The sequence below is a fragment of the Acidovorax sp. genome (assembly GCF_027492855.1).
GTDB lineage: Bacteria > Pseudomonadota > Gammaproteobacteria > Burkholderiales > Burkholderiaceae_C > Acidovorax.
This window is the reverse complement of sequence record NZ_JAPUDY010000022.1, coordinates 1-22,389: the sequence shown is the minus strand read 5'-3', so window position 1 is coordinate 22,389 and position 22,389 is coordinate 1. Positions and strand designations below refer to the sequence as shown.

General features: G+C 65.3%; 18 protein-coding genes and 3 tRNA genes. 10 read left to right on the top strand and 11 right to left on the bottom strand.

Annotation, left to right across the window (positions count from 1 at the left end; genetic code table 11):
* Positions 1-3: 3 nt before the first annotated feature.
* Positions 4-2,652, bottom strand: a complete 2,649-nt coding sequence (locus Q0105_RS03875) for an MFS transporter (RefSeq protein ID WP_298208935.1) — start codon at positions 2,650-2,652, stop codon at positions 4-6.
* 133 nt (positions 2,653-2,785) lie between these two features.
* Between Q0105_RS03875 and Q0105_RS03870 the strand changes: the two genes are divergently transcribed.
* Positions 2,786-3,514, top strand: a complete 729-nt coding sequence (locus Q0105_RS03870; RefSeq protein ID WP_298208933.1) for a GNAT family N-acetyltransferase — start codon at positions 2,786-2,788, stop codon at positions 3,512-3,514.
* Here Q0105_RS03870 and Q0105_RS03865 read toward each other — a convergent pair.
* Genes Q0105_RS03865 through Q0105_RS03855 form a run of 3 tightly spaced genes read right to left on the bottom strand, consistent with a single transcriptional unit; the run spans position 3,493 to position 8,370 of the window.
* Entirely contained in the window at positions 3,493-5,577 is a 2,085-nt protein-coding gene (locus Q0105_RS03865) for a PP2C family protein-serine/threonine phosphatase (RefSeq protein ID WP_298208931.1), read from the bottom strand. The genes Q0105_RS03870 and Q0105_RS03865 overlap by 22 nt on opposite strands.
* Positions 5,578-5,587: 10 nt before the next feature.
* Complete coding sequence (locus Q0105_RS03860; protein WP_298208929.1) at positions 5,588-7,567, bottom strand: hypothetical protein; 1,980 nt, start codon at positions 7,565-7,567, stop codon at positions 5,588-5,590.
* Positions 7,564-8,370 carry a hypothetical protein gene (locus Q0105_RS03855; protein ID WP_298208927.1) on the bottom strand — a complete coding sequence of 269 codons (807 nt, stop codon included), beginning with the start codon at positions 8,368-8,370 and terminating at the stop codon, positions 7,564-7,566. Before Q0105_RS03855 ends, Q0105_RS03860 begins: the two co-directional genes overlap by 4 nt.
* Positions 8,371-8,456: 86 nt before the next feature.
* On the opposite strand from Q0105_RS03855, the gene Q0105_RS03850 reads away from it, so the two are divergent.
* Together Q0105_RS03850 and Q0105_RS03845 are read left to right on the top strand one after the other, a co-directional pair.
* Positions 8,457-8,882 carry an ATP-binding protein gene (locus tag Q0105_RS03850; RefSeq protein WP_298208925.1) on the top strand — a complete coding sequence of 142 codons (426 nt, stop codon included), beginning with the start codon at positions 8,457-8,459 and terminating at the stop codon, positions 8,880-8,882.
* Positions 8,883-9,030: 148 nt separating this feature from the next.
* A complete protein-coding gene (locus Q0105_RS03845; RefSeq protein ID WP_298208923.1) occupies positions 9,031-9,471 on the top strand; it encodes a type III secretion system chaperone in 441 nt (146 codons plus the stop codon).
* A gap of 37 nt (positions 9,472-9,508) precedes the next feature.
* Here the strand turns inward: Q0105_RS03845 and Q0105_RS03840 are convergent, their stop codons facing one another.
* Genes Q0105_RS03840 through Q0105_RS03830 form a run of 3 tightly spaced genes read right to left on the bottom strand, consistent with a single transcriptional unit; the run spans position 9,509 to position 11,632 of the window.
* Positions 9,509-10,063 carry a TPM domain-containing protein gene (locus tag Q0105_RS03840; RefSeq protein ID WP_298208921.1) on the bottom strand — a complete coding sequence of 185 codons (555 nt, stop codon included), beginning with the start codon at positions 10,061-10,063 and terminating at the stop codon, positions 9,509-9,511.
* A gap of 2 nt (positions 10,064-10,065) precedes the next feature.
* Positions 10,066-10,983, bottom strand: a complete 918-nt coding sequence (locus Q0105_RS03835; RefSeq protein WP_298208919.1) for a TPM domain-containing protein — start codon at positions 10,981-10,983, stop codon at positions 10,066-10,068.
* 37 nt (positions 10,984-11,020) lie between these two features.
* Positions 11,021-11,632 carry a LemA family protein gene (locus Q0105_RS03830; RefSeq protein WP_298208917.1) on the bottom strand — a complete coding sequence of 204 codons (612 nt, stop codon included), beginning with the start codon at positions 11,630-11,632 and terminating at the stop codon, positions 11,021-11,023.
* A 171-nt stretch (positions 11,633-11,803) separates the two neighbouring features.
* Here Q0105_RS03830 and Q0105_RS03825 point away from each other — a divergent pair, with 171 nt between their 5' ends.
* The 3 genes from Q0105_RS03825 to Q0105_RS03815 all read left to right on the top strand — a co-directional run bounded on the left by Q0105_RS03825 (position 11,804) and on the right by Q0105_RS03815 (position 13,881).
* The gene (locus Q0105_RS03825) at positions 11,804-12,253 is read left to right on the top strand and encodes a nuclear transport factor 2 family protein (protein ID WP_298208916.1); all 450 of its coding nucleotides are present in this window, start codon (positions 11,804-11,806) and stop codon (positions 12,251-12,253) included.
* A 67-nt stretch (positions 12,254-12,320) separates the two neighbouring features.
* Positions 12,321-13,334 (top strand): alpha/beta fold hydrolase, encoded by a 1,014-nt coding sequence (locus Q0105_RS03820; protein ID WP_298208915.1) that lies wholly within the window; start codon positions 12,321-12,323, stop codon positions 13,332-13,334.
* Positions 13,327-13,881 carry a DUF2946 family protein gene (locus Q0105_RS03815; RefSeq protein WP_298208914.1) on the top strand — a complete coding sequence of 185 codons (555 nt, stop codon included), beginning with the start codon at positions 13,327-13,329 and terminating at the stop codon, positions 13,879-13,881. The genes Q0105_RS03820 and Q0105_RS03815 overlap by 8 nt, the downstream gene beginning before the upstream one ends.
* Before the next feature lie 123 nt (positions 13,882-14,004).
* On the opposite strand, the gene Q0105_RS03810 is transcribed toward Q0105_RS03815, so the two are convergent.
* The 4 genes from Q0105_RS03810 to Q0105_RS03795 all read right to left on the bottom strand — a co-directional run bounded on the left by Q0105_RS03810 (position 14,005) and on the right by Q0105_RS03795 (position 20,872).
* Entirely contained in the window at positions 14,005-14,880 is an 876-nt protein-coding gene (locus Q0105_RS03810) for a c-type cytochrome (RefSeq protein WP_298208913.1), read from the bottom strand.
* A gap of 143 nt (positions 14,881-15,023) precedes the next feature.
* A complete protein-coding gene (locus Q0105_RS03805) occupies positions 15,024-16,445 on the bottom strand; it encodes an efflux transporter outer membrane subunit (RefSeq protein ID WP_298208912.1) in 1,422 nt (473 codons plus the stop codon).
* Positions 16,438-19,593, bottom strand: coding sequence for an efflux RND transporter permease subunit (locus tag Q0105_RS03800; RefSeq protein WP_298208911.1), 3,156 nt, complete (start codon positions 19,591-19,593; stop codon positions 16,438-16,440). The genes Q0105_RS03805 and Q0105_RS03800 overlap by 8 nt, the downstream gene beginning before the upstream one ends.
* A gap of 13 nt (positions 19,594-19,606) precedes the next feature.
* Positions 19,607-20,872 carry an efflux RND transporter periplasmic adaptor subunit gene (locus Q0105_RS03795; RefSeq protein ID WP_298208910.1) on the bottom strand — a complete coding sequence of 422 codons (1,266 nt, stop codon included), beginning with the start codon at positions 20,870-20,872 and terminating at the stop codon, positions 19,607-19,609.
* 199 nt (positions 20,873-21,071) lie between these two features.
* On the opposite strand from Q0105_RS03795, the gene Q0105_RS03790 reads away from it, so the two are divergent.
* The 4 genes from Q0105_RS03790 (at position 21,072) to Q0105_RS03775 (ending at position 22,262) form a co-directional block, all read left to right on the top strand.
* On the top strand, positions 21,072-21,725 hold the full coding sequence (locus tag Q0105_RS03790) for a TetR family transcriptional regulator (protein ID WP_298208909.1): 654 nt from the start codon (positions 21,072-21,074) through the stop codon (positions 21,723-21,725).
* A gap of 123 nt (positions 21,726-21,848) precedes the next feature.
* Positions 21,849-21,924: transfer RNA gene (locus Q0105_RS03785), tRNA-Arg, on the top strand.
* Positions 21,925-22,026: 102 nt separating this feature from the next.
* Positions 22,027-22,112: transfer RNA gene (locus Q0105_RS03780), tRNA-Tyr, on the top strand.
* A 76-nt stretch (positions 22,113-22,188) separates the two neighbouring features.
* A tRNA-Gly gene (locus Q0105_RS03775) sits at positions 22,189-22,262 on the top strand.
* Positions 22,263-22,389: the final 127 nt, after the last annotated feature.

The window sequence follows — 22,389 nt, the reverse complement described above, 5'->3', positions numbered from 1 at the left end:
ACCTTACGCCGCAGCCGCGCCTGTGCGCTGGACACGCAGGCCGACCAGCAGCGCCAGCGTGGCAACGGTCAGCAATACGCCAACGGCCACTACGGCGCCCGCGTAGCCAAAGGCTGTCACCGCGATGGCCGTCACAAACGGGGCAATGATGCTGCCACCCCGCTCGATCAGCCGGAAGGCCGCGAGCGCCTGTTCAGGGGTGGCCGTGGCTTTGCCGTCCGGTGGGTGCTCGAACACCTCGGTGGCCAGGGCAATCTGGGGGGAGGATTGCAGGGCCTGCCCAAAACCGAGCAATGCGCAGCAGGCAGCCATGCCCCACACGCCGCCCAGGGCAGGCAGTGATATACAGGCCAGCGCGCTCAGTACGCCACCGAGCACGATAAAGGGCTTGCGCTGGCCCAGCAGATCCGACCAATGGGCCACGAGCGTGGCCGTGGAGGCAAAGCACAGAAAATACAGCAGCAGGACGCGGCCAGCGACACCGGGCGGCTGTTGCAGTTCACTCATGTACAGCGGCACCACCACCGACAGAACCGTCACCGCTACCAGGCGACCCGGCAACGCCGAGCCCAGAATGACGCACACTGCGCGTGGTTCCCGCAGCACGGCCCAGTAGCCGCGCCATCCGCCAGCGGTGGCCAGGCCGCGTTGCACGGCCGGTGTTCCCATGGCGGCTTGGTCGAGCGAGAGGCGCATGGCGGTCACCAGCGCGGCGGCCATGCACAGCGCGCAGGCGGCGAAGCCTGCGACATCGCCCGCACGTGCGGCAATCATTCCGCCGAATGGCGGGCCGACGATGCCAGCTGCCACGATGGCGGCAGCCACTTCGGCCAACCCGCGGGCACGCTGCTGCGGTGGGGTGATCCGAACGATGGCCGTCTGCACCAAAATCAACGCCAGTCCGTAGGCTGCACCACCCGCAGCGCGCAGCGCGATCAGTGTCCAGGCATCTTTGGCCCAGGCTGTGGCCGCTAGCGCGAGCATGCCCACCAAGGCTGAGAGCATCAAACTCCAGCGTAGATCGAAGCGTTTGGCCAACGCCGGTCCCGCAGGTTGCGCCAGCGCCAGCGTGGCCATGAACGCCGCCACGGGGAGCCCGGCCACCATGGTGGGAGACAACGCCGCGTCAAACGGCCGCATCTCGCTGGCGAACACGGTAAAAAAGGGCCGCAGAAGCTCCTCGGACAAGGCCACCAGGAACACCGTCAGACGCAGCAGAGTCAGCTGCGAGGCCACCGCACCGGGCATGAGTGTGGGGCTTTCGTGCCCGCCACGGTGGTTGCCCGCAGCCTCCAGCAGTTGGGCGCGGCACTCCGCTGCGTCCCTGTCGTGTGCCTCTGCTGCGTCACGGACCACTGCATGCCGTTGCTGCCAGCGGCGCTGTACGCGCTGCCAGCTTCGGGCCTGGGCGTAGGCGGCCAGGGGGTACAGCAGGGATTTGCGCCACAGGCCGCGCGAGAGTTCACGCACCAGCACCGCGGCGATCACGAGCGCAAGCACCAGGTCCAGCAGCATGCCGCCCAGTTGGCGGTTTACGTAGTCGGCCGGATAGCCCACCACGACGTGGCCCTGCTCCTCGGCGACGCTCACGGAGCGCTGAGAAAACACGCTTTCGCTGTTTTGGCGCTGGTCTGCCGGCACATAGCCGCTCCAGGTGGTATGGCTTGCGGGCGCATCACCTTGCCGCAATGCCAGGTAGCTGAGCTCGGGGGCTTCTGACAACTGCTTTTTGAGCAATTCGTCCATGCCACTGAGGCTGCTCCAGGGCACGCCGACGGACAGTGCCCGGGCGATCTGCCCGGACAGCGTGCGCCCCACGGCATCGGCATTGGCCTGAATCTGCTGGGTGACAAATGGCCGCGCAGCCTCGCGGGCGATCCACACCATGGTGGACGGGGCCACCACGACGGCCAGCAGCAACGAGAGCCACAGGGCCTTGCCATACCCGCGCGGCCGGGGTGCATTGCGCTCGCGTTGCACGGACTCCATCACGAGGGTACCCCAGCGCATGAGCGCCCACCACGTGAGAAGCAGTGTGCCGACGATCAAGGGCAGGGCCTTGAGCATCATGTTGGCTGTAGCGTCGCGGGCCTGCTGCCTCACGGCGGTGGGGTCCAAGGCTGCCCAGATCGTGGCAGCGGGAGCACCCGTGGAGTCGAACATGGCCGCGCCAACGAAGACGCCGCGCCCGCTGGTGCGCACGCTGGGGGGCTGATTGGGTTTGCCACTGAGCAACGGCGCGTTCCAGCGGCCGTCGACGGCGTCGCGCAAGGTGCCATCGCCAGCCTGGGCAATGGGTTCGCCCCGATCGGTCTCCACGAAAACCGCACGCAAGGAGTTGTCCTCAGACTGCATACGCTGCAGCCGTTCCGCAAGCGATGTCTGGTCGGCAACGGCAATGCCGAACTGCATGCCTCTCTCCCCTTCGTCCGCCACATGTTGCAGCAGACGCACCACGCGGTCCTGGGCGAGTTGGGTGAGGAGTTGTTCGGTGCGCCATGCGATCAGCACAAGAGACAAACCGAACAGCGCCAGGGAGAAGATGGCAGCGAACACCAGGGATTCGCGGCGCAGTCGCGGTTTGAGCGCCGCCAGGTCGGCCGAGGCCGTGGCACTGTCTGTCGTATTGGGTGTGATGGTTTGGTCACTCATGGACGACACCTTTGGCCATGGGTGTGCGGGAGTCCATGCGTGCCCATGCACCCGCTTCGCTTTGCAATCTCCACGTTGTCGTGCAAACTTGTGCTCCGCTTTCGGAGTCCCAGGTTTGTCCTCGCCGATACCATTGACCCCTCCTTCTATCTCTCCGGATACCGCTTTCGCGCACTTCCCGGATCTGCGTACCCGCATCCTGTTGCCTGGCGACTACGCGGCGTGGAATGCCCTGCGTGATACGGTGATTGCAGCCCTGCCCAACCCCGACTTCTATGTGCGCGAGGAGGACGAGCAGCGGTTTTTTGATGTGCACACGCAGCCCTGCGGCGAAACCATTGGCGTGTTCGCGCACGATGCGCTGGTGGCGTATGCCATGGTGGGTTTCCCGGATGCGGACTCGGCAGAAAACCTTGGGGCGACCATCGGCCTGGAGCCAAGCTTTTATTCGAAGGTGACGCACTTGTCGAGCTGCATGGTGCTGCCCGCGTGGCGCGGGCGGGGATTGCAGCGCACGCTGTTGGCCGCCAGGCTGGCGCTGGCGCAGGCGCGAGGACGACCGCTGTGTATGGCCATGGTGTCCTTGCACAATCACACGAGCCGGCACAACCTGTTGCGCCAGGGCTTGCACATCGCATGGACCGGGGTGATCGACGGCCTGGAGCGCCATGTCGCGATGACCGACCTTGAGCGTGGCCTGCGTTTTGATATGGGAGACGAAAAGCTGTTGCGCAGTGACGATTTTTACGCGCTGCAGCAGGCTTGTGCTGCGGGATACACCGGCATTGGCGAAGTGCGCGATGCTTCGGGCGTACAACTGCGCTATGTCAGGCGCCTGGTTCATGACCGGGGCCCCTGGTAGGTAATGGCGACGACTGTGATGTCGTCTGCCTGGGCCGCGCCTGCTTCGAACGCGCGCACGGCCTGAACCACGCGTTCCGGCACACCTCCCGCGTGGCCTTTGTGCACGGGGTCTGCGCCCACGGCAACCATGGCTTCGAGCAGCGCAGCGTCTCCGAACAGCGTGCCTTCGGCGTTGTTCGCCTCCGTCACACCATCGGTATAGAGCAGCAGCGTTTCACCGGGCGACAGCACAACCTCGCCCTCGGTGTAATCCTGCCCTTCCATCACGGCAAGCGCCATGTTGGAGCCACGCCCAAAGAAGCTTGCCTGTCCGTCTTTCAGGCGAACCGGCGGGTTGTGCCCCGCATTCACGTAGGTCAGCCGACCGCTGCGCAGGTGCAGCACGCCGTAGAACACGGTGACGAACATCATCTGGTCGTTCTCGGCGCACAGTTGGTCGTTCAGCGCGGTGATGGTGGCGCCGGGGAGCCGAAGGAACAAGGCATTGCTCTTGAGCAGCGTGCGAGATATGGCCATGAAGAAGGCGGCGGGCACGCCTTTGCCCGATACATCGGCCACCACGATGGCCAGGTGCTCATCGTCGATCGGAAAGTAGTCATAAAAATCGCCGCCCACTTCCTTGGCCGGAATCATGGTGGCGGCGATGTCGATTTCGTCCGCGTCCGGCGCGGAGCGCGGCAGGATGGACAACTGCATCTGGCGCGCGATTTCCAGCTCTTGCTGCAGACTGGCCAGCGTGGCCTGCGTCTGCACGGCGGCCTGCAGCTCGCGCAGCAGCTTGAGCAGTCGGTTTTGTTGCGTGCTGACAAGGCCCGACATGCGGCCCAATATTCCCGCCAGTTCGGCCAACTGGTTGGTGTTGCTGCCTGGTTGTGCGGTGCTGCCTGTGCCTGTGCCTGTGGCTGTCGCAGGCGCCTCTGATCGTGTGCCCAGGGCCGTGAGGATTTCCTCGCGCGAGGCCGGGTCCAGGCTCTCGGCCAGCGAGCGCAACTGGTCGCGGATCAGGCGCTCTTGCTGATGCCGCGTCCGTATGCGCTCTTGCCGCAAGGTTTCCAGGTTCAGCAGCTCTGCGCGGATGGCGACCACGCCCCGTGCAATGGCGCCAGACTCATCCTCTGCCTCTTCCTCGCCATCGTCCAGCGATGCGTCGGTCGCTCCGTTGGCCAGTGCCTTGAGCACCCCCACAGAGCGGCTCAGAGGTTCCATCGCGTGTTGCATATAGGCGGCAAGGCCCATCACGACCAATACTGCAAAGAGCAAGGCGCCACCAGCAGCGGCCCAGTTGAAGAATTTGTCCGAGCGGTATTGCGCGGTCACGTCCTGCATCCACACGAGCGCGCCCACCACGCGCTTGTCTGGATTGAGCACCGGTTGGCTGACGAGTTGCAGTGCGCCCTGGCCCGCAGTGCCAGATGTTGGTAGCGGCATGATCAGTGCCTGCGAGGACCGCATGGGGATGACGGTGCCGGTGGCCGCAAGGCTGCCAGGCTGGGTGCCCAGCGTTTCCTTGCCGCGCATGTTCACGAGGAATACCTCCCCACCCAGGTAGGCCGCCAGCTCTGGCAGCCTTTGCGCCACATCCTGGCCAATGGCCAGTGCCCCCCCTTCAAAGCCACGCACCAGCACCCAGTCGTACTGCCGTGGCGCGACCTGGCTCAGCCCACGGATACCCGCCGGAGCATTCATGGCCGCTTTCACCCAGCCGGATTCGGCCAGCGGTTGTGGGTCAAAGCCGGGCTCGGTGGTGGACAGGAGGGCGCCACCGGGCCCCAGGATGTCAATGCGCAGGCCGGGAGCCTGGCGCACGGCGTGGGCCAGCAGCGTGTCGATGCGCTGCTGAGCCCCCGGGGCCTGAAGATTGCGGAACGGCGGTTCGTCCAGCAGCCGCCGTGCCAACGCATCCTGCCTGTCCAGGCTTTCGTTTTGCAGCTTGTCCCACGCAATCCGCTGGCTCTGCAGCAAGGCGTCGTTGTAACGCTGCTCCCAGCGCTGCTCTCCGAGCCAGCCCATCACGCCCAAGGCGGCCATCAGCAAGGCCATTGCCAGCAGGAGGATGAGCATGATGCGCCGCTTAAGCTGCATCGTCATCCTTACGGCCCGGCTCCCAGGGCTTTGGATGGGGCTCAAGGCCCCAGCTTGTCATGATCGCCAACGTGGCCACCAGCCCCAGGGCCGTGGATGAAAGTCCGGCTGCTGCAAGGCCCGCAGCCAGCAACGCGCCGATGGCGGCTCCACACAGGGTGACCGAGGCCGAAATATGCAGTGTGCGCTGCGTCGATGTCACGGCGGTTCCGAGCAGATAGGCGGTGAGAAGGGTGGCCACCCACAGGGCCGGGGCCTGCCACACCGTGGCTTCTGGCAGTGAGAGCGCCAGCGCTTGCAGGGCTGCGGCTACGGCGATGGCTGCGGCTTTGTGGCGCCACCTGCGCAAAGGGGCGAGCAGGCCGGACAGCACCCCCACGCCCAGTACACAAGTGATGGTGGCACTGCCCAGGCTGGGGGGCAGGGCCGTGGTGGCCATCCAGCCTTGAACCATCAGCAACCCCGACGCTGCAGCGATCCCGGAAGCGACCACCCATGCAAGCGCACCGGAGGCTTTGTGTGTGGCTGAAACGGATGGCCGATCGTGATGGCGTATGCCTATGCGATGCCGCCAGGGGCTGCGTGGCTCGTTCCAGCGCAGCAGCAGGAAGCCAATGCACAGCGCGGGCAAGGTCAGCGCCAGCACGCCATATCGCTCGCCCAGCGCGGAGAATGCGATGGCCCCCAGTGCTGGCCCCAGCCAGATGGTTGCACCCACCCAGGCGCTCATCGCCGCCCTGGGCCAGCGGGGCATGGCGTGTTTGAAGTCCTGGCGGCGGGGGGCTTTCTCCACCATCAGGCAGACTGTCAATGCAGCACCCGCCAGTGCACCGCACCACAGGGCCGCGGCCACCAGCATGTGCTGGAGTTCATAGCCATCCAGCGCACCCGATGCCAGGGCGAGCGCGAGCACCACCAACCCCGCGCTGGTAGAAAAAAGAACCGACAACACGGACCAGCGCTGTCTTTGGGTGACCCATGCCGCAAGAGCCGCGGCCATGAGGAAGCTGCCTGGAATGAGGGCCATTCGGTACGGCGGCCACTCGACGCGGGTGCTGGCGAGTGCAGTCATCAGCCCGAGGATGGCGGCGGCGGCCATGGTGATCATCAGGCTGATCCAGAACGATTGCGCTTCTGCGGCGACCACCCGCACTGGGCGCAATCCATGCTCGGCAAAGTGGTGGTCGCCCAGGGCGTTGGCCAGCAGCATGTCCAGGCGCTCGCGCCGCTGCGCCTGGGGCTCTGTTTGCCGCAGTGACGCGATGAGTCGGCGCACGCGGGTGAGTGTTTCGTGTACGCCCCGCACAGCATGGCCCAGTTGCTGTGCGCGCAGATCAAACCCGCGCCGGTGCGGTAGCACTATGGAATGGTCATAGTGCCCGCTGGCGATGGCCCGCGTGGCCAGCCGCACCGCGTGGTTGCGCAGCTTCACCCCCTGGGCCTCGGAGAAGCGGGCGGCCAGGAAAGCCAGCGCAGCCAACAGGAGCACAGTGGGCAGCAGCAAGATGGCTGCAGAGCGTGCAAAAGGACCTGCACCGGTTTCCCGCAGCGTGAGGCGCACGGTGCCTTGGAGGGCCTCGTGCGCCATGACGGGGGCGTCCGCCACGGTGCCATTGGCGCTTCGGGCGGGTTGCTCGCGCTCGGCAGACCACAGCACCTTGTCTGGCCCTTGCAGCAGCGCAATCGACTGGATATCGGCGTGGGCGCCCAGCCGCTGGTTGAACAATGCCTCAACCCCGACCAGGGCGTCCAGGGGAATACCGATGTCCAGCGCGTGACCGATGCGCTGGCTCAGCGAGTCGGCCATGAGCTGGGCACGCACGCGCTCACTCTCCTGGCGCATTCCGCGCAATTGTTCATGGGTGTTCCAGGCGAGCACTGCGGCGGCGAGCAGCAGCAGAACGAGGGCGATGCAGCCCAGCCGCAGCGATGCGCTGGGGCGGCGGCGACGTCGGCGTGGGCTGTTCATTCCCGGTGCTCGCTTTCGTCCAGCCGCGCGAGGCAGTCATCCAGGCGTTGGCGCGCAGCTGCGGATTGGCCCAAGGCCTGCGCCAGGCGGCCGGTGCGCTCGTAGGCGAGCCTGCGGTACTGCGGGCCCAGGGCCCAGCGCGCCGCGCCCCAGCCCACCAGCACGACCAGTACGAAGATGGCCAGCGTGGTGAGCAAAATCGGATGGAACAGCTTGCTGTGCAGCGAGCGCGCATCGATCCCCAGCAATGCGGGTGCCGAGGCGGCATAGCTGGTGCTGATATGGCCCACCACTTCCCCGAATGCGTTGTGCAGGGGCAAGCCCATCACGGCTTCGGTGCCGACCTGCGCCACCCACATGTGGTCGCCACGGGCGCCAGCCTCGGCGGCTTGGGCCACCCGCGCGTGCAGCGGCTCGCCGATGGCCCCCCGGTCGGTGCTGAACAGCGCAATGCCCGCGCGATCCACCACGTCGATGGCATGCAATTGCTGGTCGCTGGCCAGTGCCTTTTCCAGCCGTGACGGAACGGCGCGGTGGTCCGGAAGGTCCAGGCCCAGTGCGAGATCGCCTTCTATCGACTCTTGCAGGCCCGCCAGCGTGAGCGAGAGCCGGGCACGCTGCGTTCCTTGCTCCTCCTGGGTCCGGATGTTGAGCAGCAAAAATGCGATGAGCAGCACGCCTGCCAGCACGATCAGCAGCCACAGGCCAGCCAGCTCCCACAACGCCGCAAAACTTGGCGCCTGGCCCGAAGCGGCGGCTGTCGACGCAGGGTGAGCGTTGGATGGGTGAGGGGCTCGGCTCATGCCACAATGCTTCGGCGAGTGCGCGGGCCGGACAGAGAACGACGGCGCGTGCTGATGTCCATAGCCCCTACCGGCGCATGCTGTCTATGAACCATTCGGCTGAACTGCACTGCACCCTGTCTGGAACCGTCGCGGAACTTCCTGCATTCTTCGAGCGCATGGAAGACTGGGCAGCGGAGCACGGTGCGCCGTTGCCGCTGGCGTCTTCCTTCGGCCTCATGCTGGATGAGTTGTTGACCAACGTGGCCACCCATGGCTACCGAGGGCAGGGCGGGCCGGTGTCCGTGCAGCTCGTTTTTAGTGCACCGGCCACCTTGAGCGCCGTTCTGCGTGACGAAGGGCCCGCCTTTGACCCCACCACGCTGGTGGCTGCCGATGTCGATGCGTCGCTCGAAGACAGGCATATCGGTGGGCTGGGCGTGCATTTCGTCAAGAGGTTGGCGGATCGCTTCGTTTACCGCCGAGATGGTGTGTTCAACGAAGTCCTGGTTTCACGCACATTGGGTGTGTAGTGGCCTGGTGGGTGGGGCTTGTAGCAAAGTGTACTGGCGTATCATCCTTTGTGCCCAGCGCCGTGTGCACAGGGCTCGCCATCCAAGCGCCGGGATGTGAAACACGCTTCCCCTTCTCATTTTTTCCTCCAGCAGCATTTTTGGTTCCATGTCCGATAGCCACGCGCCCAGCTTGATCGCCGACTTGGGTGCGGCCATTGGTATCCCCACGTTGCGCGCGGATGCGCAAGGCTGCTGCCGGTTGCTTTTTGATGGTGACCGGGCCGTGGAGCTGCGCTGTGCGCCTGCCCAGGGGCGTTGGATACTGTCCTGTGCGTTGCGCGGGCAACGTGTGGAAAGTGCCGGGCTGCAGGTGTTGATGCAGGGCAACCACATGGGGGCCGGGTTTGGCGGGGGATGGTCGGGGGTGGATGCCCTGGGCCTGGCTGTGGTTCATCTTCCGCTGGTTTTGTCAGAGGCTTCGGCCAGTGCCATGCTCAATGCCATCGAGTTGCTGCTGAACCACGTAGAGCGCTGGGAGCAGCGACTGCAAGAGGCCGCGCCCGCTGCGCCTGACAGGCGCATGGCGGAATGGGCGCAGCGGATCTAAGCCAGAGCGCCGCGTGCTCAGGCGGTGGAAGGCGGGTTTATTCTCCGTCCTCGTCGCCGACGACGGGGCGGTCCGGTAGTTCGTTGCCCAGGCTGCTGCGCTCTGCATTCGTTTTGTCCGGCGGGAAATGTTGTGCCAGCAGTGCCGACACACCGGACAGCGCCTGCGTCAGCCCTTCCTCGTAGCCCCCTGAACGAAAGGCGCTGCCCATGGCCGAGACCATGCCCTGCCAGGTGCCGGGCGGCACGCGCTGCGCCAGTCCCCGGTCTGCAACGATCTCGATGGCATGTTCCGCAAGCAGCAGATAGATCAAAACGCCGTTGTTGTGCTCGGTGTCCCACACACGCAGCTTGCCGAACTGGGTCACTGCGCGGTCGCGGGCGCTGGCATCGCGGCGGATGTAGGACAGTGGCAGCCCCGCTTCCACACAAATACGAATCTGGCCCGTGTGTTGGCGCTCGCTTTCCGCCACGCGGTGCGCCAGGCGGTCGAGCAGCGCGGGGGGGAAGGCGCTTCGCAAACTGCCATCCGCCCATCGATGGCGTGCAAGGCGCAGCAGGCGGTGCCACAGGGAATAAGTACGTTTCGCCATCTTCACCAATCCCCCGACGCGCCGCCGCCACCAAAGTCGCCGCCACCGCCCGAACTGAATCCCCCGTCGTAGCTGCCGCCGCCTCCACCACCAGAGCTCCAACCGCCCAAGCCCCCGGATAGGCCACCACCCCGGCCCAGGCCCGTGGCGCCGCTGCTGCCGCCAAAGATCCAGGTGTAGAGCAGGGCGATCACGCCCGCCCCCACAGACAGCAGCAGGCTGGAGGTGAACACAAACGCCAGCGCGCCCACGCCGCCGCCCACCAGCAGGCCACCCAGGCCGCCGCCAAAAATGCTGCGGGCCAGGGGGCCGGCCACCATCACCCCAAAGAACAGGAAGATGGCCATGTCTGTCCAGCTGAATTCATCGGCGTTGCTCTGGCTTTGCCTTTCGGTGCTTTGAACCGGCGCGGGAAGCGCCTCGCCAGCGATACGGGCGCTCAGCTCACCCACGGCAGCTTTCAGGCCCCCGGCATAGTCGTCTTGCCGGAACCGGGGCTTCATGGCCCCGTCGATGATGCGGGCCGCCGCGATGTCGGGGATGGCCCCTTCGAGCGTCTTGGCCACTTCGATGCGCATCTTGCGATCGTTTTTGGCCACCAGCACCAGCACGCCGTCGCCCACGTCGCGGCGGCCGATCTTCCACTGGTTGCCGATGCGGTTGGCGTAGGCGGCAATGTCTTCAGGGGCGGTGGTGGCCACCATCAGCACTACCACCTGGGCGCCCCGGCTTTGCTCCAGGGCGGCCAGTTGCGCCTCCAGGGCCTGGGTGTCTGCCGCGCTGAGCGTGCCCGTCTGGTCGATGACGTGGCCGGTGAGGGCGGGCACGGGCTGCAGCGCGCCCTGCGCCCACGCGGACCAGGGTACAATTGCTATAAAAAATATAGCTGCTAGCGCTTGTCGAATAAGCGCTAAAGGCATTTTTTGCTCAAAATCCGTTGATGCTCTGTGTGGCCGCTCAGGGCTTGGGCTTGGAGGCTGAGAAGTCCACCGTGGGAGGTGTGGAAATCTGCGCCTCGTTGGCCACGGTGAAGCTGGGCTTGGGCGCGTAGCTGAAGGCCATGGCCGTCAGGTTGGTGGGAAAGCTGCGTGCCAGCACGTTGTAGTCCTGCACCGTCTGGATGTAGCGGTTGCGCGCCACGGTGATGCGGTTCTCGGTGCCTTCCAGCGTCACGCGCAGGTCACGAAAGCCCTGGTTGGCCTGCAGGGTGGGGTAGCGTTCGGATACCACCATGAGGCGCGACAGCGCCCCCGACAGCTCGCCTTGCGCCTGCTGGAACTTGTTGAACGCCTCGGGGTTGTTCAGGGTTTCGGGCGTGACCTGGATGGCCGTGGCCTTGGCGCGCGCTTCGATCACACGGGTCAGTGTTTCTTGTTCGAAATTGGCCTCGCCCTTGACGGTGGCGACGATGTTGGGCACCAGGTCGGCCCGGCGCTGGTACTGGTTGAGCACTTCGCTCCAGGCGGCCTTGGTCTGTTCGTCCAGGCGTTGGAAGTCGTTGTAGCCACAGCCAGTGAGCCCCAGCGTGGCGGCCAGCAGGGCGCCGAGGGCCAGAAGACGTTTTGTCATCATCAACATCATGGTGGGGTTTGCCAAAAAAAGGGAATGGGGCGACTGTGCCAGAAACCGGCGTGCGCCGGAAGCGGGCGGCCAACCGGTTCGAAGGCCCTGCACAATAGACAAGACAATAGCCGTTTGAACGCCGTCGCGGCCACGCCCGGCACACTCTTCTGAACCACCATGCCCCGCGCCCCATCCAAAGCAGTCACCCTCGGCGGTTCGTCGGACGAAACCGAAGCCACGTTTTACGAAGCCCTGCAGCGCGGCGACATCGAGCTGCTGATGTCGTGCTGGGCGGAAGAAGATGACATCGTCTGCGTGCACCCTGGCGGGCCGCGCCTTTTGGGGGCGGGTGCGATCCGGGCGGCGTTCGAGGCCATGTTTTCCAATGGCACCGTGCGTGCGCGGCCGGTGCAGGTGCACCGGGTCGTGGCCTTGTCGAGCGCCGTGCACAGCGTGGCCGAGCAGGTGGAGGTGATGCTGCCCGATGGTCTGCACCTGGCGGTGGTGTTGGCCACCAACGTGTACCACAAGACCCCTGAGGGATGGCGCATGGTGGCCCACCATGCCAGCCCCGGCACCGCGCCGGACGCGCAGGTGGCCGATGCGCAGCGGCCCGTGTTGCACTGATCACTTTGTAGCGCTGAATTTTGAATCTTTTTGTGCCCTAGCGCTTATTCATCAAGCGCAAGAAGCTATGAAATATGTAGCACCCCGTTGGCTCCCCGGTGGCCAGCTCCAGACCATCTGGCCCGCTTTGTACGCGCGCCGCGCGCTGGGCGCGCGGCCCGAATACCGCCGTGAGCGCTGGGACACGCCGGACGGGGACTTTGTGGACGTGGACTTTCTGCAAGACGGCGTGGCGGCTGCGCTGCCACGGCCGCTGCTGGTGGTGTTCCATGGCCTGGAGGGTTCCTCGCGCAGCCACTACAGCGAGGCCTTTGCCGACCTCGCACGGGAGCACGGCTGGGCCTGCGCCTTGCCGCACTTTCGGGGCTGCAGCGGAGAGATCAACCGTGCGCCCCGCGCCTACCATTCTGGCGACCATGCCGAAATCGGCTGGATGCTGCAGCGGCTGCGGGCCGCGCACACCGGGCCGCTGATGGCGGTGGGGGTGTCGCTGGGCGGCAATGCGCTGCTGCGCTGGGCCGCCGAAGTGGGCACTGACGCCGCGCGCAGCGCCAACGCAGTGGCGGCCGTCTGCTCGCCCATAGACCTGGCCGCTGGCGGGTTGGCGATTGGCCGGGGCTTCAACCGGCAGGTCTATACCCGCATGTTCATGCGCACCCTGGTGCCCAAGGCCCTGCAGAAGCTGGCGCAGCACCCCGGCCTGTTCGACCGCCAGGCGCTGCTGGCGGCGCGCGACCTGTATGCGTTTGACAACGTGTTCACGGCCCCGGTGCACGGCTTTCGCAACACCGAGGACTACTGGCTGCGCGCGTCCGCCAAGCCCTTGCTACACCGCATCCGCATCCCCGCACTGGTGGTCAACGCACGCAACGACCCGTTCGTACCAGCGGCCAGCCTGCCCGGCGTGCGCGAGGTGGGGCGGCATGTCACGCTCTGGCAGCCGCAGCAGGGCGGGCATGTGGGCTTCCCGCGCGGGCGCCCGCCGGGCCATGTGCGCGCCATGCCCGACGCCGTGGGGCGCTGGCTGGCCGAGCATGCCGGGGCCGGGCAACTGCAGGGAGGACAATCGGCCCATGGATGACATCGTCAAACAGGCGCTGACCAAGTGGCCCAACGTGCCCGACTGCTACGGCTGGCTGGGGCTGGATGCGCGCGGCCGCTGGTATTTGCGTGACGACGCCACGCAGGCGGCGGGGCCTTTTCCGGCGAGCAAAGGGGAGCTGCTGCAGCACGACAAACTCCTGGCGTTCATTGCCCGCAACTACGAGTGTGATGGCGAGGGGCAGTGGTTTTTTCAGAACGGCCCCCAGCGCGTGTATGTGGAGCTGGAGGCCACGCCCTGGGTGTGGCGCCTGCAGGCACAGGTGGGGGGTGACGGCTCTTGCTCCGTGATGAGCCACACCGGTCGCCAGGCTGTGGTGCAGGGCTGCCTGGTGGATGCACAGGGCCGCGTGTACCTTTGCTCGGACATAGGGCTGGGCTTGGTGCACACCCAGGATGTGGCCCTGGCCGCTGAGGCGGTGGAGGCCGGGCTCTGGACCCCCCAAGAGGTGCGCGCCGAGGAATTGCCCGAGCGCTTTGGCTACGCCATGAGCCCGTTCGCGCGCCGGGGTGCGGCCAGGCCATAACCTGGCCGCCTGCCTCATCCGCTGACGGCGGGCACAAAAAAGCCGGTCATGCAGACCGGCTTTTGGATTGAAACCCCTCCGTGTTGCGGCACACCCAAAACGGACGCCGCCGGGGGCTGCTGCTTACTTGGCGGAGGCGGCCATGAACTCGACCGCTGCGCGCAGGTCGGCGTCCGATGCCTGGGTGCCAGCGCGCGGAGGCATTGCGCCCTTGCCCTTGACTACGCTGGTGTACAGGGCGTCGATGCCTGCTGGCAGGCGGCTGGCCCATGCGGCCTTGTCGCCCAGCTTGGGGGCACCCGCAACGCCTGCGGCGTGGCACACCTGGCAAGCCTGTTTGTAAAGAGCTTCTCCGGCGCCTGCTGCTGCGGCAACGGCGGGCGCGGCAGCAGCGGGGGCTGCCGCCGCAGCAGGAGCTGCTGCAGGTGCGGCTTCGGCGGCCGGGGCGGCTGCTGCGGGGGCTGCCGTGGCATCTGCAGCCGGGGCTGCGGCTCCAGCAGCGGCCGGTGCAGCGGGTTCCGCAAATTTGGCGCCACCGGCATTGGCCATGTAAGCCGCAGCACGGGCGATTTCGGTGTCGTTGAAGTCACCGCCACCCTGGGGAGCCATGGCGCCCTTGCCCTTCAGCGCGGAATGGACCAGGGCTTCAAAACCGGTCTTGATGCGCGCAGACCAGGCAGCGGCGTCGCCCAGCTTGGGAGCCCCTGCGGCGCCCGTAGCGTGGCAGGCCGCGCATTGGGCCTTGTACACGTCTTCGCCGCCTTTGAGGGGGCGGTTGGCATCGCGAACTTCCACCATGCCCACCTTCTGGATGCGCTCGGCAATGGCTTTTTCGGGGTTGACCGCACCGGCGGCAGGTTTGTCAGCCGACGTCACGTAAAGGACCAAGCCAATGATGGCAAAAATCGGAATCACAAACGAGAAAAAACCGGCCAGCAACAGTTGCTTAGGGGTTTTGATGGGGCCGGTGTGCGCTTCTTCGTGGTGGTTGTCGCTCATGTCGTCCTCAGGGGAGTATCGGGGGCTTTGATGTAATCAACCTTAAATTATATCTGCGGGTGCGGTTGATCCTGCGCCTTGGGGACGAACGTGGCGTATCAGGCAACGCCCGGCGCCCCTTGGTACAGGGGCGCCGTGGCCCGTCAGGCGGGGCTCTTGCCTATGGACTCGGGCGCGCCGCCGCCCAGGGCCTTGTACAGCATCACCTGGTTTTGCAACTGCGCCAGCCGCACCTGCACCACGGCTTGCTGGGTGGCGAACAGCGAGCGCTGGGCGTCCAGCAGGTCCAGGTAGCTGGACACGCCATTGCGATAGCGCAGATCCGCCAGGCGCAGCCGCGCGGCTTCTGCCGTGGCCTGGCTTTGCTGGGCCTGGGCCTGCTCACCCAGGGTGGCCTGGCCCGCCAGGGCGTCCGACACCTCGCGGAACGCCGTCTGGATGGCTTTCTCGTACTGTGCCACCGCAATGCTGCGGCTGGTTTGGGAGATTTCGAGGTTGGCCTGGTTGCGGCCCGCGTCAAAGATCGGCAGCAGCAGAGACGGCGCGATGGTGAACCCCCAGGAGCCGCTCTTGAACAGCCCCGACAGTTCACCGCTGGCCGTGCCTGCCTGTGCCGTCAGCGAGATGCGTGGGAAGAACGCAGCCCGCGCCGCGCCGATGTTGGCGTTGGCGGCGATCAACTGCTGCTCGGCCTGCCGGATGTCCGGGCGGCGCGTGAGCAGGTCAGACGGCAGGCCTGCAGGCAGTTGCGCCATCGCGGGGGCGTCGGCGAGCTTGCCGCCAGACAGGCTTGCGCGGACATCGTCGGGCAGGGCCTGGCCCAGCAGCAGGACCAGGGCGTTTTCGTCGAGCGCACGCTGGCGCTGCTGCTGCGCCAGCGTGGCGCGGGCAGCCGCCGTCAGCGATTCGGCCTGGCGGAAGTCCAGCTCGGATGCCACGCCGGTATCCAGGCGCATCTTGGTCAGGCGCACCGACTCGTCGCGCGAGGCGAGCGTTTGGCGCGACAGGTCCAGCAGCTCTTCGTCGGCGAGCAGGGTCAGCCAGCCGTTGGCCACGGCAGCCACCAGGCTGACCTGGGCGGCGTTGCGGCCTTCCTCGGTGGCCAGGTACTGGGCCAGGGCTTGTTCCTTGAGGCTGGCGATGCGGCCAAAGAAGTCGATCTCCCAGGCCGAAACGGCCAGCCCGACGCTGAACGAATTGGTCAGGTCGCCGGTGCCCGCGGCTGGCGAGCGGCTGGCATTGGCGCCGAGGCCAACGCTGGGGTACTGGTCGGCCCGGCGCACCTGGAATGTTGCGCGCGCTTGCTCGATGTTGAGCACGGCCACCCGCAAATCGCGGTTGTTGGCCAGGGCCACATCGATCAGTTGGCGCAGCCGGGCGTCGGCAAAGTAGTCCTGCCAGGGCGCAGCAGCCGCCGCGCTCTGGGCCGCACCGGCGGTGGCCGGGGCCATCGCGTAGGTGGTGGGCACGGGGGCGGCGGGGCGCTCGTAGGTGGGGATGAACGAGCAGCCTGCCAGCAGCGCTGCCGCTGCGAGTGCCAAAGGTGTGCTGCGGCGATTAATCATGGATTCCAACTCCTGCTTCTTCTGCGTGACGGCGGTTCATTTCTTGCTGGCGTGCGCTGCCCTTGAACAGGCCGCGCACCACCACAAAGAACACGGGCACGAAGATCACGGCCAGTACGGTGCCGGTGATCACGCCGCCCAACACGCCGGTGCCGATGGCGCGCTGGCTGGCCGATCCGGCCCCCGACGCGATGGCCAGCGGCACCACTCCCAGCCCGAACGCCATGGAGGTCATGATGATGGGGCGGAACCGCAGGTGGGCAGCCGCCAACGCCGACTCGATCACGCCCTTGCCCTGGGCCTGCAGGTCCTTGGCAAACTCGATGATCAAGATGGCGTTCTTCGCCGTCAGGCCAATGATGGTGATCAGGCCCACCTGGAAGTACACGTCGTTGGCATAGCCGCGCAGCAGCGTGGCCAGCAGCACACCCAGCACGCCCAGGGGCACCACCAGGATCACAGCCAGCGGGATCGACCAGCTTTCATACAGCGCTGCCAGGCACAGGAACACGGCCAGGATGGCGAAGCTGTAGAGGATCAGCGACTGCGATCCAGCCAGTTTTTCCTCGCGTGACTGGCCCGTCCACTCGAAGCCGAAGCCTGCGGGCAACTGGCCTGCGAGTTTTTCCATTTCGGCCATGGCGGCACCGGTGCTATAGCCAGGAGCGGGAGCCCCCGAGATGCGCATGGCCGGATAGCCGTTGTAGCGCACGGTCTGTTGTGCGCCGTTCACCCAGCGGGTGGTAGCAAAGGTCGACAGCGGTATGGGTTTGCCCTGGCTGTTGGTGGCGTTGATTTTCAGCAGATCGTCCGGCTGCATGCGTGCAGGAGCATCGGCTTGCACCACCACACGCTGCAGACGGCCCTGATTCGGGAAGTCGTTTACATAGCTGGAGCCCAAGGCCGTGGACAGTGCCGAGTTGATGGCCTCAAACGGCACGCCCAGGGCATTCGCCTTGTCGCGGTCGATGTCGATCTGCAATTGCGGCGCGTCTTCCAGCCCCTCGGGGCGTACCTGGGTCAATACCTTGCTTTGCGATGCCATGCCCAGCAACTGGTTGCGGGCCCGCACCAGGGCTTCGTGCCCAGCGCCTCCACGGTCTTGCAGGCGGAACGTGAAGCCGCTGGCGTTGCCCAGTTCGGGAATCGGCGGCGGACTCAACGGGAAGATGAACGCATCGCGGATGCCCATCAGCCCGCCGAATGCGCGGTCGGCAAGATTCTGCGCCGACTGGCCGGGGCCGTGGCGCTCGCTCCAGTCCTTCAGGGTCACGAACGCAAGGGCTGCGTTCTGTCCCTGGCCGGAGAAGCTGAAGCCCAGCACACCCACCATGCTCTGCACTTCGGGCTGTTTCAGGATGAAGTCTTCCACTTGCTCCATCACGGCCAGCGTGCGCTCCTGGGTGGCGCCCGGAGGCAGTTGCACGTTGACGATGATGTTGCCCTGGTCTTCGCTGGGCAGGAACGAGGTGGGCAGGCGCATGTACACCACGGCCACCGCGCCAACGATGGCGGCGTAGATGACCAGGTACCGTGCTGCCCGCTTGAGTATTCGAGCCACCACGCTTTCATAGCCCTTGGCTGCGCGCGAGAACCCTCGGTTGAACCAACCGAAGAATCCGCCCTTTTCGTGGTGATGACCGGCTTCTACTGGCTTGAGCAGCGTGGCGCACAGCGCAGGGGTCAGCGACAAGGCCATGAAGGCAGAGAAACCGATGGACGCGACCATCACCGCCGAGAACTGGCGGTAGATATTGCCGGTGGATCCCGCAAAGAAGGCCAGTGGTACGAACACCGAGATCAGCACCACGGTCACGCCAATGATGGCGCCCGAGATTTGCTGCATGGCTTTGCGCGTGGCCTCCAGCGGGGGAAGGCCTTCCTCGCTCATGATGCGCTCGACGTTCTCCACCACCACGATGGCATCGTCCACCACGATACCGATCACCAGCACCATGCCGAACATGGTCAGCACGTTGATCGAGAAGCCCAGCGCCAGCAGCGTGGCGAACGTGCCCAAAAGGGCAATAGGCACCACGATGGTGGGAATGATGGTGTAGCGCCAGTTCTGCAGGAACAGGAACATCACCAGGAACACCAGCGCAACGGCTTCCAGCAGGGTGTGGGCAACCTGCGTGATGGAAATGTCCACGAAGCGCGAGCTGTCGTAGGGGATGCTCCATTCCACACCCGCAGGGAAGTAACGTGCAAGCTCATTCATCTTGCCGCGCACGGCCTTTGCGGCTTCAAGGGCATTGCCGCTGGGCGACAACTGCACGCCGATGCCCACGGCGGGCTTGCCGTTCAGGCGGGCGGCGGTGGCATAGCCCTGGCCACCCAGCTCCACGCGTGCCACATCCTTGATACGCACGGTGGAACCATCGGTGTTGGCGCGCAGAACGATGTTGCCGAACTGCTCTACGCTGGAGAGCTGGCCGTTGACCACAACCGTGGCCGCGATACCCTGCCCCGCAATGTTGGGTAGATCGCCGATCGTGCCGCTGGCCACCTGCGCGTTTTGGGCGCGGATAGCCGCGGTGATCTCTGCGGCCGAGAGGTTGAAGCTCATCATCTTGGCGGGGTCGATCCAGATGCGCATGGCGCGCTCTGTGCCAAACAGCTGCGCCTGGCCGATGCCATGCAGCCGCTGCAGCTCGGGCACGATATTGCGCGACGCGTAGTCGCCCAGGGCCACCGTGTCGATCGTCGGATCGGAGGACGAGAGCATGGTGAACAGCAGGAAGTTGGAACGCGACTTGTCCACGCGCACACCCTGTTGCGTCACTGCCGATGGCAGGCGCGGCGCTGCGCGAGAGAGCCGGTTTTGTACATCCACCTGGGCCAGGTCGGCGTTGGTGCCGGGCTCAAAACTCAGGGTGATGCTGCCCGAACCGTCGGCTTGGGCCACCGATTCCATGTAGATCAGGCCGGGCGAGCCGTTCATCTCGCGTTCGATCACCGACAACACGCTGTCTTCAAGCGTTTGCGCGGAGGCGCCGGGGTAGGCCGCATTGATGACGATGGCGGGGGGCGCCACCGGCGGGTATTGGGCGATCGGTAGCTGCGTGATCGCCACGCCGCCCATCACCATGATGAACAGGGCGATCACCCATGCAAAGATGGGGCGGTCAATGAAAAATTTTGCCATGCTGGGGTGCCCCTTATGGCTTGGCTGCCGAGGCAGGTGCTGAAGCAGGGGTTGCTGCTGGCGTTGTCGCTGATCCTGGTGCTTGCCATGGAACTGGCTTTACCGGGGTGCCAGGTGGCAGCATCTGCAGCTTCTGGAACCCGTCCACCATCACTTTCTCGCCAGCCTTCAGGCCATCGAGCACGACCCAGCGGTTGTTCTGCGCAGCGCTGATCTTGACGGAGCGGGGGGCCACCTTGCCGTCCTCGCCCACGACGCTGACCGTGTCGCCTTGCTGAGTGCGCGTGACCGCCTGTTGGGGCAGGGTAATGGCGTTGCTTGCCTGGGCTTGCTCAATGCGCACGCGCAGATACAGGCCGGGCAGCAATTCACCCTTGGGGTTCGGCACCTCCGCGCGCAGGGTGACCTGGCCGGTGGTGGAATCCACCGACAAATCGGTGAACAGCAGCTTGCCGGTCTGGGCGTATTCCGATCCATCGCTGAGCACGAGCTTGACGCTGGCGGCATCGGTGCCGCCGGCACGTTTGAACTGACCGCTTTCCATGGCCCGGCGCAACTGGAACACGTCGCCAGCCGACTGCGTGAAGTTCACATACACCGGATTGATCTGCTGCACGACGGCCAGCGCCGTGGCTTCGCCTTGCCCGACGAGCGCGCCTTCGGTCACCAGCGCCCGGCCGATGCGGCCGGAGATGGGCGACGTCACGTTGGCATAACCCAGGTTGATGTCGGCCGTGCGCACGGCCGCCTTGGCGCCTGCCACGTCAGCCTGTGCCTGTTTCTCGGCGGCTTCGGCGTTCACGAAGTCCTGTCTGCTGATGGCGTTGGCGCTCACCAGCGGGCGGTAGCGCTCCACCTGCGCGCTGGCCTGCGCGAGGTTGGCCTGCGCTTTGGCCAGGCTGGCGCGTGCGCTTTCAGCAGCCGCTGCGTAGGGGGCTGCGTCGATGCGAAAAAGCGGTTGCCCGGCTTTCACGTCACTGCCCTCCTTGAAGAGACGCTGTTGCAGGATGCCTGCGGCACGGGCACGAACCTGGGCCACGCGCGAGGCCTCGACGCGGCCGGGCAATTCCGTGATCAGCCCGACATCGCCAGGCGTTGCCGTGACCACGCCCACCTCGACAGGAGGCATCTTCGGCGCTGCAGCAGCAGCCTTGTCGTCGGCTTTGCCACACGCCACCAGGAGTACGGCAGTCGCGCTGGCTACCGCCAGCGTGAACGCTTTGCGATAGGGAGTGGCGTGAAGGAGGGGAGTGACGGATGCGTCACGCAGTTTGGGCATGAGAGTCCTTCTAATTAGTAGGCGTCGAGAAATGGGGTTGTAGGAGATCGGGGCCGTTCCAAAGACGTCCCGAGGCAAGAGCCCGACAAAATAAGTGTGCGATTATACATACAATCATGGATGTATAATTGCTAACGTCAGCGACCTCGTTGCTCCGTGTAAGGGGCTTGGTGCTGGAAGTGAGGAGATACATACGTTTATGGCCCGTCGAACCAAAGAAGATGCAAGCGCCACACGCAGCAGCCTGATCGATGCTGCGGAGAAGGTTTTTTGCGAGAAGGGCGTGTCGGGGGCGTCCTTGAGTGACATTGCCCAGGCGGCGGGTGCCACCAGGGGGGCGATCTATTGGCACTTCAGAGACAAGGTGGATCTTTTTGGCGCCATGATGGACCGGGTGACGCTGCCGCTGGAGCAGGGTATTGGGGAGTTGGAATGCAACACCTGTTCGGACCCGGTGGCGCGGCTGCGTGCGGTGCTGGCGCTGGTGTTGCATGGGGTGGCCAGCGATGAGCGGACCCGCAGGGTTTTTGAGATCGCGCTCTACAAGGTGGAGTACGTGGGCGAGCTCGTTGGCGTGCGTGATCGGCACATGGCTGCATCGGAGGGGTTTACGCGGCAGTTGGCGCGCGACTTCGAATTGGCGGCGCAAGTGCAGCAGATCACACTGCCGATGTCACCCATGGAGGCGGCCATGGGATTGCATGCTCTGTTCGATGGGTTGATGTGCAATTGGCTCCTGGGTGTCGAGGCCTTTGATCTGGTGAAGGTCGGACGCGTCGGAACGGATGCCTTCCTGCAGGGGTTGGGTTTGTCCTTGCCGTTGGAGGGGGGTGTCCGTGGTGCTGGCGAGTAGCTGGCTGGCTGGCTGGTGAGTGGATTGTTTGACTGTGGTGATGCTCGCGCTGTATTCGCTGCCGACTCTTGCGGCGGAGGGGTGGGCGCATGCGATAATTCAAGGCTGTACTAGTACGGTCCTGCGGCTGTAGCTCAGTGGATAGAGTATTGGCCTCCGAAGCCAAGGGTCGTGGGTTCGATCCCCGCCAGCCGCACCAGTGATGTCTTCCGTTGTGAGCGACTTTGTCTTGGGATGAATTTGCGAATTGATGGAATCTCTCCGGGCTGCAAAAAATTAGTGCTATAATTCGAAATTCTCCGGAGGGGTGCCCGAGTGGCTAAAGGGGGCAGACTGTAAATCTGTTGGCTTACGCCTACACTGGTTCGAATCCAGTCCCCTCCACCAGTGAATAAGTAGTGTTGAAAGTGATGTCTGGTCTTGCGTTGTTGCAAGGTTGGGCGCGCAGAGGCCGTTGGCCGATGCGGGAGTAGTTCAATGGTAGAACCCTAGCCTTCCAAGCTAATGACGCGGGTTCGATTCCCGTCTCCCGCTCCACTGTTTGTTTGTTTTGGTTGTTGAGTTGAAGATTTTGAGGTCGCGTAAGCGGCGTCAAGTTGCCCATGTGGCTCAGTGGTAGAGCACTCCCTTGGTAAGGGAGAGGTCGCGGGTCCGATTCCCGCCA

Coding starts and splice junctions, on each gene's coding strand:
- Q0105_RS03875 (WP_298208935.1), bottom strand. CDS start 2,652: ATGAGTGACCAAACCATCACACCCAATACGACAGACAGTGCCACGGCC.
- Q0105_RS03865 (WP_298208931.1), bottom strand. CDS start 5,577: ATGCTCATCCTCCTGCTGGCAATGGCCTTGCTGATGGCCGCCTTGGGC.
- Q0105_RS03860 (WP_298208929.1), bottom strand. CDS start 7,567: ATGAACAGCCCACGCCGACGTCGCCGCCGCCCCAGCGCATCGCTGCGG.
- Q0105_RS03855 (WP_298208927.1), bottom strand. CDS start 8,370: ATGAGCCGAGCCCCTCACCCATCCAACGCTCACCCTGCGTCGACAGCC.
- Q0105_RS03850 (WP_298208925.1), top strand. CDS start 8,457: ATGAACCATTCGGCTGAACTGCACTGCACCCTGTCTGGAACCGTCGCG.
- Q0105_RS03845 (WP_298208923.1), top strand. CDS start 9,031: ATGTCCGATAGCCACGCGCCCAGCTTGATCGCCGACTTGGGTGCGGCC.
- Q0105_RS03840 (WP_298208921.1), bottom strand. CDS start 10,063: ATGGCGAAACGTACTTATTCCCTGTGGCACCGCCTGCTGCGCCTTGCA.
- Q0105_RS03835 (WP_298208919.1), bottom strand. CDS start 10,983: ATGCCTTTAGCGCTTATTCGACAAGCGCTAGCAGCTATATTTTTTATA.
- Q0105_RS03830 (WP_298208917.1), bottom strand. CDS start 11,632: ATGACAAAACGTCTTCTGGCCCTCGGCGCCCTGCTGGCCGCCACGCTG.
- Q0105_RS03825 (WP_298208916.1), top strand. CDS start 11,804: ATGCCCCGCGCCCCATCCAAAGCAGTCACCCTCGGCGGTTCGTCGGAC.
- Q0105_RS03820 (WP_298208915.1), top strand. CDS start 12,321: ATGAAATATGTAGCACCCCGTTGGCTCCCCGGTGGCCAGCTCCAGACC.
- Q0105_RS03815 (WP_298208914.1), top strand. CDS start 13,327: ATGGATGACATCGTCAAACAGGCGCTGACCAAGTGGCCCAACGTGCCC.
- Q0105_RS03810 (WP_298208913.1), bottom strand. CDS start 14,880: ATGAGCGACAACCACCACGAAGAAGCGCACACCGGCCCCATCAAAACC.
- Q0105_RS03805 (WP_298208912.1), bottom strand. CDS start 16,445: ATGATTAATCGCCGCAGCACACCTTTGGCACTCGCAGCGGCAGCGCTG.
- Q0105_RS03800 (WP_298208911.1), bottom strand. CDS start 19,593: ATGGCAAAATTTTTCATTGACCGCCCCATCTTTGCATGGGTGATCGCC.
- Q0105_RS03795 (WP_298208910.1), bottom strand. CDS start 20,872: ATGCCCAAACTGCGTGACGCATCCGTCACTCCCCTCCTTCACGCCACT.
- Q0105_RS03790 (WP_298208909.1), top strand. CDS start 21,072: ATGGCCCGTCGAACCAAAGAAGATGCAAGCGCCACACGCAGCAGCCTG.